The sequence below is a fragment of the Pseudooceanicola endophyticus genome, assembly GCF_018760365.1.
Classification (GTDB): Bacteria; Pseudomonadota; Alphaproteobacteria; order Rhodobacterales; family Rhodobacteraceae; genus Pseudooceanicola; species Pseudooceanicola endophyticus.
In genome coordinates this window covers 486,925-500,369 of sequence record NZ_JAHIAB010000001.1, presented here as the reverse complement: position 1 = coordinate 500,369, position 13,445 = coordinate 486,925, and the positions used below count along the sequence as shown (strand labels likewise).

10 protein-coding genes are annotated in these 13,445 nt (G+C 68.3%); 2 read left to right on the top strand and 8 right to left on the bottom strand.

The features are described 5' to 3' along the window. Window positions 1-27 precede the first annotated feature (27 nt). Window positions 28-618 carry an MOSC domain-containing protein gene (locus KM176_RS02385; protein ID WP_160892316.1) on the top strand — a complete coding sequence of 197 codons (591 nt, stop codon included), beginning with the start codon at window positions 28-30 and terminating at the stop codon, window positions 616-618. 324 nt (window positions 619-942) lie between these two features. Here KM176_RS02385 and pdeM read toward each other — a convergent pair whose 3' ends face one another. From pdeM to KM176_RS02370, 3 genes are read right to left on the bottom strand one after another with little or no spacing between them, the layout of a single operon-like run. Beyond that, on the bottom strand, window positions 943-1,593 hold the full coding sequence (pdeM, locus tag KM176_RS02380) for a ligase-associated DNA damage response endonuclease PdeM (RefSeq protein ID WP_160892554.1): 651 nt from the start codon (window positions 1,591-1,593) through the stop codon (window positions 943-945). Window positions 1,594-1,633: 40 nt separating this feature from the next. After that, window positions 1,634-4,030 (bottom strand): ligase-associated DNA damage response DEXH box helicase, encoded by a 2,397-nt coding sequence (locus KM176_RS02375; protein ID WP_160892314.1) that lies wholly within the window; start codon window positions 4,028-4,030, stop codon window positions 1,634-1,636. Window positions 4,031-4,067: 37 nt separating this feature from the next. Continuing rightward, entirely contained in the window at window positions 4,068-4,664 is a 597-nt protein-coding gene (locus KM176_RS02370) for a MarR family winged helix-turn-helix transcriptional regulator (protein WP_160892312.1), read from the bottom strand. Window positions 4,665-4,819: 155 nt separating this feature from the next. Between KM176_RS02370 and KM176_RS02365 the strand changes: the two genes are divergently transcribed. Continuing rightward, the gene (locus KM176_RS02365) at window positions 4,820-6,376 is read left to right on the top strand and encodes an MDR family MFS transporter (protein ID WP_236045131.1); all 1,557 of its coding nucleotides are present in this window, start codon (window positions 4,820-4,822) and stop codon (window positions 6,374-6,376) included. Window positions 6,377-6,445: 69 nt separating this feature from the next. On the opposite strand, the gene KM176_RS02360 is transcribed toward KM176_RS02365, so the two are convergent. The 5 genes from KM176_RS02360 to tldD all read right to left on the bottom strand — a co-directional run bounded on the left by KM176_RS02360 (window position 6,446) and on the right by tldD (window position 13,386). Further along, the gene (locus KM176_RS02360; RefSeq protein ID WP_160892310.1) at window positions 6,446-7,069 is read right to left on the bottom strand and encodes a 3-oxoacid CoA-transferase subunit B; all 624 of its coding nucleotides are present in this window, start codon (window positions 7,067-7,069) and stop codon (window positions 6,446-6,448) included. After that, entirely contained in the window at window positions 7,069-7,773 is a 705-nt protein-coding gene (locus KM176_RS02355) for a CoA transferase subunit A (protein ID WP_160892308.1), read from the bottom strand. Before KM176_RS02355 ends, KM176_RS02360 begins: the two co-directional genes overlap by 1 nt. Window positions 7,774-7,917: 144 nt before the next feature. Continuing rightward, window positions 7,918-10,542, bottom strand: coding sequence for a type I DNA topoisomerase (gene topA, locus KM176_RS02350; protein WP_160892306.1), 2,625 nt, complete (start codon window positions 10,540-10,542; stop codon window positions 7,918-7,920). Between the two features lie 137 nt (window positions 10,543-10,679). Further along, window positions 10,680-11,822 carry a DNA-processing protein DprA gene (gene dprA, locus KM176_RS02345; protein WP_160892550.1) on the bottom strand — a complete coding sequence of 381 codons (1,143 nt, stop codon included), beginning with the start codon at window positions 11,820-11,822 and terminating at the stop codon, window positions 10,680-10,682. A gap of 130 nt (window positions 11,823-11,952) precedes the next feature. After that, the gene (tldD, locus tag KM176_RS02340; protein WP_160892304.1) at window positions 11,953-13,386 is read right to left on the bottom strand and encodes a metalloprotease TldD; all 1,434 of its coding nucleotides are present in this window, start codon (window positions 13,384-13,386) and stop codon (window positions 11,953-11,955) included. Between the last annotated feature and the right edge of the window lie 59 nt (window positions 13,387-13,445).

Here is a 13,445-nt window from a genome sequence, read left to right as displayed (position 1 = left end):
TGGCCTGAGGGGCCGGAAAGGGCGGGCATGGCGGCGCTGGTGGAAACGCAGCATGTCGGGCGGGTGGTCTGGCTGGGGCGCGTCGCGGACCGGGCGGCGCGGCTGGCCTCGGTTCCGGTGGCGCGGCTGGAGCTGGGCTTTGACGGACCCTCGGGGGAGGCCCATGGCGGGCTGACGCGGGGCGCCTGCAGCCGGGTGGCGGCGCTGCATCCGCGGGGAACCGAGATCCGCAATGTCCGCCAGCTGAGCCTGGTTTCGGCCGAGGAGCTGCGCGAGATCGCGGTGCGGACGGGGCTGGAGCAGCTGGATCCGGCGCTGCTGGGGGCGACGGTGGTGGTCGAGGGGATCGGCGATTTCAGCCATCTGCCGCCCTCGTCGCGGTTGCAGGCGGGCAATGGCACCACGCTGGTGGTCGACATGGAGAACCTGCCCTGCCAGCTGCCCGCACGGGAGATCGAGGCGGTGGCACCGGGGCGCGGCAAGGCCTTCCGGAGCGCGGCCAGGGGCCGGCGCGGCATCACCGCCTGGGTCGAACGGCCCGGGGCGCTGGAGCTGGGGGCAGAGTTGAGGCTGTTCGTGCCGGCGCAGCGTGGCTGGGCGCCGGGGCTGGCCCTTTAGGGGGCAGGAAAAGGGCCCGCCGCAAGCGACGGGCCCGGATACTCGTTACCACTTACCAGGTCACGCCAGCACAAGGCAGGCTAGGGCGAGCGTGGCTGCAAAGCTGGCATGGAACACGATGGCGGCAGCACTCATGATGATTCCTCCGACAGGCAATGAACTCTCTTGCCATATCAACGAAACATCCTGCGGATTGGTTCCGAGGGGTCCCTCCGGGCCGGTCATCGGCGATATGATGTATTCATATGTCATATTTTCTGGCGGGCCAATCGCGGGGGGCGGTGGCGGGGGGCATCCACGCCATTGCGGGGCGCGCGGGCGGGCCTAGCGTGGCATCGGAATGACGTGCAGCGCCGGCCCGGTGAGCAGCGCCAGTGCCCCCGGTTGCATCAGCCGGCGCAGGGCCGGATCACGGCTGCGCAGCCCGCCGGTATAGGTGCCGAAGGCCGGCAGGATCAGCCGCGCCCCGTCCAGCAGGAAGGCGGGGCGGGCACGGCCGCGCAGGGGGGCCTTCGGGTGGTAATGGCCCGACACCTCGGCCAAGGCTTCGGGCTCGGCGATGTGGCGGAAGGTGAGCGGCCCGAGGCCGAGGCTGGAGAGGTGGCTGCCGCCCAGGTCCAGCGGGCCGGGATCGTGGTTGCCCTCGATCCAGATCCAGCGGCGCCCGGCCTGAAGCCGGGTCAGCCAGAGCCGATGATCCTGCGACAGCGCCTGCGCGGCGGCGGCATCGTCGAAACTGTCCCCGAGGCAGAGCACGGTTTCAGGCCGCGTCGCCTCGATCACGTCCTGCAGACGGGTGAGGGTATCGGTGACCTCGTAGGGGGGCAGGACCGATCCGCCGCGCCGGGCCTGGCGCTCCGCCTTGCCCAGATGCAGGTCCGAGACGCAGAGCAGCCCCTGCTCGGGCCAGTGCAGCGCGCCCGAGGCAAGGGCGCGCAACCGGGCGCCGTGGAAGGTGAAATCGTGATGCCGCATGGCGCCCGTGGTCGCGCAGGGGTGGCGGATTTGCAAGCGCTCAGGCAAGGCCAGCGGCCTGCATCAGGCGGGTGGCTTCCTCGGCCTCCAGCCGGGCGCGGGCGGCGCCGTCGACGGGCACCTTGCCGACCTCAAGGAACAGCGGGGCGGCAAGGGGGGACACGCGGGAGAGCCGCAGGTGGTCGATGCGCCCGGCGATGCGGGCCGTCATCTCTTCCAGCCGGGCGAAATCGATCAGGCCGCGCATGGCTTCCTCGCGCGTGATGTCCAGCAGCAGGTGGCCGGGGTCGTAGCGCAGCAGCGTGTCGTAGAGGATATCCGAGGAAAAGGTCGCCTGCCGCCCGGTCTTGCGGGCCTGCGGCGTGTTGCGCAGGATCAGCCCGGCGATGGTGGCCGAGGCGCGGAAGGTGCGCTTCATCACCGCATTGCCGGCCAGCCAGCCCTCCAGCCCCTCGCGCAGGGCCTCGGGGGCGAAGAGGGGCGCGGGATCGGGCACCCGGTCCAGCCCCCAGACCAGCGTGGCGTAATCGGTGGCGACGAAGCCCAGCGGTGCAAGGCCGGTTTCCTCCATCCGCTTGGTCAGCAGCAGGCCCAGCGTCTGCATGGCGTTGCGCCCGGCAAAGCCGTAGACGCAGAGGTGTTCGCGGCCGTCATGGGGAAAGCTTTCAACCAGCAGGCGCCCGGGTTCCGGCAGGCGCGAGACCTGCCGTTGCAGGGCCAGCCATTGCGCGGTGTGATCGGGCAGCTCGGGCCAGTCGGCTTGCCGGAACATGCGCAGGATGCGGGCCGAAAGCTGGGTCGAGGTGGCGAATTTGGTGCCCGAGAAGACCGCGACCTTGGGCTTGCGGCCGGGATCGCGCGAGACCTCGACCGTCATTTCGCGCAGGCCCTCGTAGCGCACGATGCGCCCGCCCATCAGGAAGGTGTCGCCGGGGGTGAGCGAGGCGGCAAAGCTTTCCTCGACCTCGCCCAGGGGCTTGCCGGCGCCGCGCATCCGCACCTTCAGCATGTCGCTGTCCTGGATCGTGCCGATGTTCATCCGGATCAGCTGGCTGGCGCGGGGATCGCGCAGCTGCCAGCGCCCGTCGGGCGCCTGTTTCAGCCGCTGCCACTGGTCGTAGGCGCGCAGCGCGTAGCCCCCTGTGGCGGCGAAATCGAGACAGGCGTCGAAGGCGTCGCGGGTCAGTGCCGCGTAGGGACCGGCGCGGCGGACCTCGGTGAACAGGGTATCGGCGTGGAAGGGGCCGGCACAGGCGGCGATCAGGATCTGCTGGCACAGCACGTCGCGGGGGCCGGGGCCGCGGGGCTCTCCGTCCAGGTCGTGATCGCGGACGGCCTCCAGCGCGGCCTCGCATTCCACCACCTCGAAACGGTTGGCGGGCACCAGCAGCGCCTTGGAGGGCGCGTTGTAGCGGTGGTTGGCGCGCCCGATCCGCTGCACCAGGCGCTTGACGTTCTTCGGCGCGCCCACCTGGATCACCAGGTCCACGTCGCCCCAGTCGATCCCCAGATCGAGGCTGCCGGTGCAGACCACGGCGCGCAGGCGCCCCTCGACCATGGCCTGTTCGACCCGTTCGCGCTGCGCCCGGTCGAGAGAGCCGTGGTGGATGCCGATCGGCAGGTCGTCCTCGTTCGCCATCCAGAGGGCGTGAAAGAAGATCTCGGCCTGGGCGCGGGTGTTGTGGAAGATCAGCGTAATGCGGTGCCGGCGGATCTGGTCCAGCACCTCGGCCATGGCATAGGTGCCGCCGCCGCCGGACCAGGGTGGCGGGGCCTTGGTGCGCAGCATGGCGATGTCGGGGGGCGGGCCGGGATCGGCCTGAAGGACGGTGCAGGGATCGGGATGGGGCGCCAGGAAGCGGGCCAGCGCCGGCGGGTCCTCGACCGTGGCGGACAGGCCGACGCGGCGCAGCCCCGGGCAAAGCGTTTCCAGCCGGGCCAGCGCCAGCATCAGCTGGTCGCCCCGCTTGCTTTCGGCCAGGGCGTGGATCTCGTCCACCACGACGCGTTTCAGCCCGGCGAAGATGCGCGGCGCGTCCTCGTAGCTGGTCAGCAGTGCGAGGCTTTCGGGGGTGGTCAGCAGGATCTGCGGCGGGTCGGCGCGCTGGCGGCGCTTCTGGGTGTAGGAGGTATCGCCGGTGCGGTCCTCGACCCGGATCGGCAGGCCCATCTCCTCGACCGGGGTGCGCAGGTTGCGGCGGATGTCGGCGGCCAGCGCCTTCAGGGGGGAGACATAGAGCGTGTGCAGCCCTTCGTGGCCATCGGCCAGTTCCACCAGAGAGGGCAGGAACCCCGCCAGCGTCTTGCCGCCCCCCGTGGGCGCGATCAGCAGCAGGGCCTTTTCGTCCCGGCGCGCCAGCATCTGGGCCTGGTGGGGATGGACCTGCCAGCCACGGGCGGCGAACCAGTCAGCGAAGGGGGCGGGAAGGGGGCTCATGGCCCAGAGATAGGCGCCCGGCGCCCCGGTTTCGAGCCTATTGCGCCGGCACGTCCAGCTTTTCGCGCAGCGCCTTGATGGTGGGCGCGTAGGAGGTCGTGCCCTTGTCGTAGGCCTCTTCCGACCAGGTCGAGAAACGTTCCAGCAGCGGCAGGAAGGTTTCCACTTCCTCGGCGGGCCAGCCTTTCAGGAAATCGCCCAGGATCAGGAACTTGATGGTGCGCACGGCCTCCACCACGGCGGCGCCCTGGGGCGTCACCTCGACGATGGTGCGCCGGGCATCCTGCTGCGAGACGCCGCGCTGCACCAGGCCCTGGGTGATCAGCTCGCTCACCAGGCGGGAGGCGCGGGAGGGGTCGATGTTGAGCCGCGCGGCGATGGTCGAGACCATGGTCTCTTCCTGGGGATCGCCGAATTCGTTGGCCGGGGCCCAGGCGGCGATCAGCACGTCGAGCTTGGGCAGATCCAGATCCAGCCCCAGCTCCTGCAGGGCCATGCGGCCCAGCTCGCGCTTGGAAAAGCGCCGCCGCCAGCCCTGAAGGACCGCATCCACCGCCAGCGCCTGACGGGTGACCTGATCGGGAATGCCCGCTTCGGACAGGAAGGCCGTCATCTGCTCGTCCTTCTTCGCCATGCCTGTTCCACCCTTTTCTATGCCACCGGCATATGCATGTCGTTGACATGCTTTTTTTGATTGCACATATTTGGCCCAGTCAAGCCATCGGGAGGCGGCTTGGCAAGCCTTGCCGCGGTTCCGTCGCGGAATGGACCGAGAGGAAGCAGAACCACATGCGCGAACATGACCCCGGGGCCGCCGCCGGCACGCCCCCCGGAGAGGCTGCGGCTGCCCGGATGCCGGATCCGGCCCTGGTGCGGGTGATCCTGATCACCGTCTGCCTGACGCTGTTCCTGGCCTCGACCGGGCAATCCATCGTCTCGACCGCGCTGCCGCAGATCGTCAGCGATCTGGGCGGGCTGTCCTACATCACCTGGGTTGTGACGGCCTATCTGGTGGCCTCGACCATCTCGGCGCCGATCGCGGGCAAGCTGGGGGACATGTACGGGCGCAAGATCGTGCTGCAATTCGGCATCGGGATCTTCCTGCTGGGCGGCTGCATCGCCGGGGTGGCCTGGTCGATGCCGGTGCTGATCCTGGGACGGATCGTGCAGGGCTTCGGGGGCGGCGCGCTGATCGTGGTGTCGATGGCGGTGGTGGCCGACGTGCTGCCCCCGCGCGAACGGGCGAAGGCGCAGGGCGCGCTCTCGGGGGTTTTCGGGATCTCGACCGTGGTGGGGCCGCTGGTGGGCGGGCTGCTGGTGCAGACCGCCGGCTGGCACTGGATCTTCTTCGTCAACATGCCCTTCGGCCTGGCCGCCTTCGTGGTGCTGACGCGCAGCCTGAAACGCCCCGAGAACCCGGTGCCGCACCGGATGGACTACCTTGGGGCGACGCTGCTGATGCTGCTGATCAGCGCGCTGGTGCTGGTGGCGAACCTGGCGGGCACGGTGCTGCCCTGGGCCGCGCCGCCGGTGCTGGCGCTGGTCGCGGTGATCCTGGTGGCGCTGGCAGGCTTCATCCGCACCGAGGCCCGCGCCGCCGAGCCGGTGCTGCCGCTGCCGCTGTTCCGGGTGCGCAACTTCCAGGTCGCCAACGGGGTCAACCTGCTGGTCGGCATGGCGATGTTCGGCACCATCTCCTTCATGCCGATGTATCTTCAGGTGGTGAAGGGCGTGGCACCCGCCGAGAGCGGCATCTACCTGATCGCGATGATGGCGGGGCTGATCGGCGGCTCGTTCAGCGCCGGGCGCTTCATGACGGCGACCGGGCGCTACCGGCTGCTGCCGCCGCTGGCGACGGGGCTGCTGACCCTGGCGCTGCTGGCGCTGACCACCATCGGCCCGGACACGCCGCTCTGGCGTGTCGCCGGCAACCTTTTCCTTGTGGGCCTTGGCATCGGCCCGAACCTGAGCGTCGGCGTCGTGTCGATCCAGACCTCGATCCCGCGCGAACATCTGGGGGTGGGCACCGCCTCGGCCAACATGTTCCGCCTGATCGGCGGCTCCATCGGGACCTCGATCTTCGGGGCGATCTTCAACCTCGGCATGGCGCGCCACGTGGCGCCGCTGCTGCCCGACCTTGCCAATATCCGGGAGCTGACGACCGACGTGGTGGCCCGGCTTGAGCCCGCCTTGCAACTGCGCGTGCTGGAGGGGTTCTCGGCGGCGCTGCATCCGCTGTTCCTGGCGGGCGCCTGCGGCACGGGGCTGGCCTGCCTGGTGTCGCTGCGCCTGATCGAGACCTCGCTGGACGGCACGCCGGGCAAGCTGCGCGCGCCCGCGGAATAGCGCCGGGCAAACGGAAAAGGCCCCGCCGTCCTGCGGGGCCTTTCGGTTTCGGGCCTTCGGGGGCCGGGATCAGACGATGGTCGCCTCGGTCGCGGCGCGCATCTCGGCCTCGCTGACCTCGGGGGCCAGTTCGACGATCTCAAGACCGCCCTCGGCCACCTTCAGCACGCCAAGGTTAGTGATGATCAGATCGACCACGCCCTTGCCGGTCAGCGGCAGGGTGCATTCCTTCAGGACCTTCGATTCGCCGTGCTTGTTGGTGTGGTCCATGACCACGATGACGCGGCCCACGCCCGCCACCAGGTCCATGGCGCCGCCCATGCCCTTGACCAGCTTGCCCGGGATCATCCAGTTCGCCAGATCGCCGTTCTCGGCCACTTCCATGGCGCCCAGGACCGCTGCCGCGATCTTGCCGCCACGGATCATCCCGAAGGAGGTCGCACTGTCGAAATAGGCGGTCTTGGGCAGTTCGGTGATGGTCTGCTTGCCGGCGTTGATCAGGTCGGGATCCTCTTCGCCCTCATAGGGGAAGGGGCCCATGCCCAGCATGCCGTTCTCGGACTGGAGCGTGATGTCCTTGTCGCCGACGTAGTTGGCCACCAGCGTCGGGATCCCGATGCCGAGGTTCACATACATGCCGTCTTCAAGCTCGGCCGCGGCGCGGGCGGCCATCTGATTGCGATCCCAGGGCATCAGACGTCCTCCTTCTGACGGGTGGTGCGCTGCTCGATCCGCTTCTCGTGGTCGCCCTTGATGATGCGGTGCACGTAGATGCCGGGCAGGTGGATGTGATCGGGATCCAGTTCGCCGGGCTCGACGATCTCTTCCACTTCCATGACGCAGACCTTGCCGCACATGGCGGCGGGCGGGTTGAAGTTGCGCGCGGTCTTGCGGAAGATCGCGTTGCCGGTGGTATCGGCCTTCCACGCCTTCACGATGGAGAGGTCGGCGAAAATGCCCTTCTCCATGATGTAGGTCTCTCCGTCGAAGTCCTTGTGTTCCTTGCCATCCGCGATGACGGTGCCCACACCGGTCTTGGTGTAGAACCCCGGGATGCCGCAGCCGCCGGCGCGCATCCGTTCGGCCAGCGTGCCCTGGGGGTTGAACTCAAGCTCCAGCTCGCCGCCAAGGTACTGGCGCATGAATTCCTTGTTCTCGCCGACATAGGACGAGATCATCTTCTTCACCTGGCGCGTGGTCAGCAGCTTGCCGATGCCGAAGTCGTCCACCCCCGCGTTGTTGGACGCGAACGTCAGATCCTTCGTCCCTGCTTCCTTGATGGCTTCGATCAGCAGCTCGGGAATGCCGCACAGCCCGAAGCCCCCGGCTGCAATCAGCATGCCGTCGAAAAGCAGCCCGTCCAGCGCCTCGGCGGCCGAGGCGTAAACCTTCTTCATGAAATCCCTCCTCGTGGTATCTCGGGGGACAGATGACCCCGGGGAAGGATGAGAGTCAATTTCCCGCTGCGTCGCGGCGCCCTTGCCGCAATGCAAAACGGCGCCCCGGAGGGCGCCGCCTGAAATCCAGTCTGCGGAATCCGATCACTCGGTCTTTTCGGATTTCGTCTTTGCGGTCGCCTTCTTGGCCGGAGCCTTCTTGGCGGTGGCCTTCTTCGCCGGGGCTTTTTTCGCGGCGGCTTTCTTGGGCGCGACCTTCTTGCCGGTCTTGGCGGCGCGCTCCGCGATCAGCTCGACCGCACGTTCCATGCTCAGCGTTTCGGGAGAGTCGTTCTCGCCCAGGGTGGCGTTGATCTTTTCCCATTTCACGTAGGGGCCGTACTTGCCCTCCATGACCGAGACCGCACCGCCGGCCTGGGGATGTTCGCCCAGCTCCTTCAGCGCCTTGGCGGCGCCGCGTCCCTTGCGCGAGGCGACCTTTTCCGCCAGCAGCTGCACCGCGTGGTTCATGCCGACGGTCCAGACGTCTTCAAGACCGGGCAGGTTCGCGTTGGTGCCGCCCCGGTTCGAGGTGGTGTCGGCGTGCTTCAGGTAGGGCCCGTAGCGCCCGATATTGGCCCAGACGTTGACGCCATCCTCGGGGTGGGGGCCCAGCAGGCGCGGCAGCTCCAGCAGCTTCACGCCCTGTTCCAGCGTCAGCTCCTCGGGGGCCCAGGCCTCGGGCACCGACTGGCGCGGGGGCTTGGGATTTTCCGCCGTCGCCTCGCCGCGCTGGACATAGGGGCCGAAGCGGCCCTTGAAGACGCGGATCTGATCGCCTGCATCCTCGCCCAGCAGCTTGCCGTCGGGGGGGATGGCGCTGGCCTCGGCCTCCGGATCGGGCGGGCCGAAGGGACGGGTGTAGCGGCATTCGGGGTAGTTCGAGCAGCCGATGAAGGCGCCACCCGAGCGCGCGGTGCGCATCGAAAGCCGCCCCTCGCCGCAGTTCGGGCAAAGCCGCGGATCGGTACCATCGCCGGTCGGCGGGAACAGGTGGGGTTCCAGCACCTCGTTGATCTTGTCGAGGACGTCGGTGATGCGCAGCTCGGACGTCTCTTCCACGGCGGCGTGGAAATCGCGCCAGAAACGCATCAGCACGTCCTTGTAGTCACGCTCGCCGGCGGAGACGTCATCCAGTTCCTCTTCCAGCCCGGCGGTGAAATCGTATTCCACGTAGCGCTTGAAGTAGTTCTCAAGGAAGGCGGTGACCAGGCGGCCCTTGTCTTCGGGGATCAGCCGGTTCTTGTCCTTGCGGACATAGCCGCGGTCCTGGATCGTGGTGACGATCGACGCATAGGTCGAGGGGCGGCCGATGCCCAGCTCTTCCATGCGCTTGACCAGAGTCGCCTCGGTGTAGCGCGGCGGCGGCTGGGTGAAGTGCTGCTCGGGCGTGATGCCCTTCTTGGCGGCCTTTTCGCCCTGGTGGATCTGCGGCAGGCGCTTGTCGTCATCATCGACGACATCGTCGCGGCCCTCTTCGTAGACCCGCAGGAAGCCGTCGAACAGCACGACCTGGCCGGTCGCGCGCAGCTCGACCTGGCCGTCCTGGCTGCCGACGTCGACGGTGGTGCGCTCCATCCGGGCGCCCTCCATCTGGCAGGCCAGGGTGCGCTTCCAGATCAGGTCGTACAGCTTGGCCTGATCATCGGTCAGCTTCAGCGCGGCGGCATCCTTGGTCATGTCGGTGGGCCGGATGCATTCGTGCGCTTCCTGGGCGTTCTTGGCCTTGTTCTTGTAGGTGCGGGGGGCGGAGGGCACGTATTCCTTGCCGAAGCGGTCCGCGATCGCGTCACGGCAGGCAGTCACGGCCTCGGGGGCCATGTCGATGCCGTCGGTCCGCATGTAGGTGATGTGACCCGCTTCATAGAGGCGCTGCGCGGTGTTCATCGTCGCCCGCGCCCCCATGGAGAACTTGCGCGACGCCTCCTGCTGCAGCGTCGAGGTCATGAAGGGCGGCGAGGGGTTGCGGGAGGCGGGCTTGGCCTCGACCGATTTCACAGTCAGATCGCGCGAGGTGATGGCCTGCACGGCCATTTCCGCCTGGGTGGCGTTCTCGATCGAGAACTTGTCGAGCTTCTTGCCCGCCAGCAGCGTCAGGCGCGCTTCGTATTCCTGGCCGCGCGGTGTCGTCAGGATGGCCTTCACGCTCCAGTATTCGCGGGCCTTGAAGACCTCGATCTCCATCTCGCGCTCGACGATCAGGCGCAGGCAGACCGATTGCACGCGGCCTGCCGATTTCGCACCGGGCAGTTTGCGCCACAGGACGGGCGACAGGTTGAAGCCCACCAGGTAGTCCAGCGCGCGGCGCGCCAGATAGGCCTCGACCAGCGGTGCGTCGACCTGACGCGGGTTCTTCATCGCCTCGGTGACGGCGGATTTGGTGATCGCGTTGAAGACCACGCGGGACACGGGGGTGTCCTTCTTGATCGCCTTGCGATTGCGCAGCGCTTCCTCGAGGTGCCAGGAAATCGCCTCTCCCTCGCGATCGGGGTCGGTGGCGAGGATCAGCGCATTGTCGTCCTTCAGCGCGTCGGCGATGGCCTTCACATGTTTCTTACTGTCGCTGGCGATTTCCCATTTCATGTCGAAATCGTGGTCCGGATCGACCGATCCGTCCTTCGGCGGCAGGTCGCGGACATGCCCGTAAGAGGCCAGAACGGTGTAGTCGGAACCCAGGTATTTGTTGATTGTCTTGGCCTTGGCCGGGGATTCGACAACGACGACGGGCATAAGGATTCCTTTCGCGACTGGGCCCGACTCTGAGGTCGTGCCTTGGCGGCGGAAGATGTGGGCACTCTGGCCCAGTTGTCAATGGAGGGCAGGATCGGGCGCGCCGCAATGCGGCAACTGCCCTACGGGCAGGAAAATCATGGCAAGCGCAGGATCCGCCCCCCGGGTTGCCTTTCAATCAGGCCTTCCAGCTCCAGTTCGGTCAGGGCGGGGCCGACGTCCTGGGCCGGGGCCTCGATGTCGCGGATCAAGCGATCCTCCTCCATCGGGGAGGGGCCGAGCCGGTCGAGGATCTGCCGGTGCAGCAGGGCGGTTTCATTCAGGCTGCGGCGCGGCGGGGTCGGATCGGGCAGGGGCAGCGCGGACTGGGCGGGGGCCGGGGGGGCGGGCTGGCCAAGCGCCTCAAGCACGTCGGAGGCGCCCCGCACCAGCGTGGCGCCGTCGCGCAGCAACAGGTTGCAGCCCGAGGCGCGGGCATCGAACGGGTGGCCGGGCACCGCCATCACCTCCCGCCCCTGGTCCAGGGCATTGCGCGCGGTGATGAGAGAGCCCGACTTCGCCGCCGCCTCCACCACCACCACGGCACGGGCCAGCCCCGAGATGATGCGGTTGCGCAACGGGAAGTGGCGGGCGGCGGGGGGCTGGCCGATGGGCTGTTCCGACAGGCGCAGGCCGCGCGCGGCGATCCCGGCGGCAAGATCCGCGTTTTCAAGGGGATAAACCGTGTCCACTCCGCCCGCCTGGACGGCGATCGTGCCGGTTTCCAGGCTGGCCTCGTGGACGGCGGCGTCGATGCCGCGCGCCAGCCCCGAGACGGTGACATGCCCGGCCGCGCCCAGGTCGGCGGCCAGCCGGCGCGCCATGCGCAGCGCCAGGGAGGAGGCATTGCGCGCGCCCACCAGTCCGATGGCGGGGCGCCCTAGCAGCGTAAGGTCGCCAAGCGCCCAGAGCAGGGGCGGCGGATCGTCGAGATCCATTAACGATTTGGGATAATCGGGGGCCCCGTGTACCAGAAGCCGCGCGCCCAGACGCTGGCCATCGCGCATCTCCTTCTCCGCCACGGCGGCGGGGCAGGGGCTGTAACTGTCAAGGCCGGCGGCCCGGGCGACCTGCGGCAGGGCCGCAAGGGCCTCTGCCGCAGTACCATGTTCACTGATTAACCTGAAAAAGGTCGCCGTCCCGACACGTCGGGAGCGCAAGAGCCGAAGGCATGCCAGCCGAGCATCTTCCGTGGTGGGTGGGAGTGGGGGGTGAGTGGAAGGATGTGTTCCCACGACCATCATGACTCCGTCTCTTGCAGAATCGACCCTAGGTCGGGGCGGTTAATTAACCGTAAATATCATTCTTAATAACATCTTAATAAATGGGCGGGCAGTCGCGCCAGGGCTGTGCGACTGCCCGCCCAGGATGTCAGGCGGCCGAACCGCCGACGGTCAGCCCGCCGATCAGCACCGTGGGCTGGCCGACGCCCACCGGCACCCACTGGCCGGCCTTGCCGCAGTTGCCCATGCCCGGATCCAGCGCCATGTCGTTGCCAAGCGCGCGGATCTTCTTCATCGCCGTCGGGCCGTCGCCGATCAGGGTGGCGCCCTTCACCGGGGCAACGCGCTTGCCGTTCTTCACCAGATAGGCCTCGGTGCAGGAGAAGACGAACTTGCCGTTGGTGATGTCGACCTGGCCGCCGCCGAAGCCGACCGCGTGGATGCCGTCCTTCATCTCGGCCACGATATCCTCGGGGGAGGCATCGCCGCCCAGCATGTAGGTGTTGGTCATCCGCGGCATCGGCGCATGGGCATAGCTTTCGCGCCGCCCGTTGCCGGTGGGCGCCACGCCCATCAGCCGCGCGTTCTGGCGGTCCTGCATGTAGCCCACCAGGATGCCGTCCTCGATCAGCACGTTGCGCTGCGAGGGCGTGCCCTCGTCGTCGATGGTGATCGAGCCGCGCCGGTCGGGGATCGTGCCGTCATCCAGCACGGTGACGCCCTTCGCGGCGACCTGCTGGCCGATCAGCCCGGAGAACGCCGAGGTGCCCTTGCGGTTGAAGTCGCCTTCAAGGCCATGGCCGACGGCCTCGTGCAGCATGACGCCCGGCCAGCCGTTGCCCAGCACCACGTCCATGATGCCTGCGGGGGCGGGAATCGCCTCCAGGTTCACCAGCGCGACGCGCAGCGCCTCGCGGGCCTTGGCCTGCCAGTCGGCGGCCTCCAGCAGCCCGTCCAGGGCGATTCGCCCGCCCCCCCCGGCGGTGCCGGTCTGGCGCTGGCCCTTGTCCTCGACGATGACCGAGACGTTGACCCGCGTCATCGGACGCACGTCGCGCACGATGCCGCCCTCGGGGCGCAGGATCTCGATCTCCTGGCAGGAGGCGGCGATGGTGGCGCTGACTTGCACCACCCGGGGATCCAGATCGCGGCAGAAGGCGTCGATCTCGCGCAGCGTCTCGACCTTCACCGGGAAGGAATGGCCCGCGATCGGGTCCAGCTCTGCATAGAGGTGGCGGTTGGTGGCGCGCGGCGCGGGGGCCATGATGCCGCCGCCGTCGCCCACCGCCAGCCGCGCGGTGCCCACCGCGCGCTTCAGCGAGGATTCGGAGATCTCGGTCGAATGGGCATAGCCCGCGACCTCGCCCTTCACGGCGCGCAGGCCGAAGCCCTCGGAGGTGTCGTAGGAGGCGGTGCGCACCCGCCCGTCGTCGAAATGCAGCACCTCGCCGCGCTGGCGTTCAAGGAAGAGTTCCCCGTCGTCGGCCCCGGCCACGGCCTCGCGCAGCAGGGCGAGGGCACGGCCCTCGTCCAGCATCGTCTCGAAGGGGCGGAACGGGGTTTCAGGAGCGTTTCCGGTCATTTAGCAGCCATCCTTTCCCGCTATGCGTGTTCTACCCGAAGGTGAAAGTTCAATTTTTT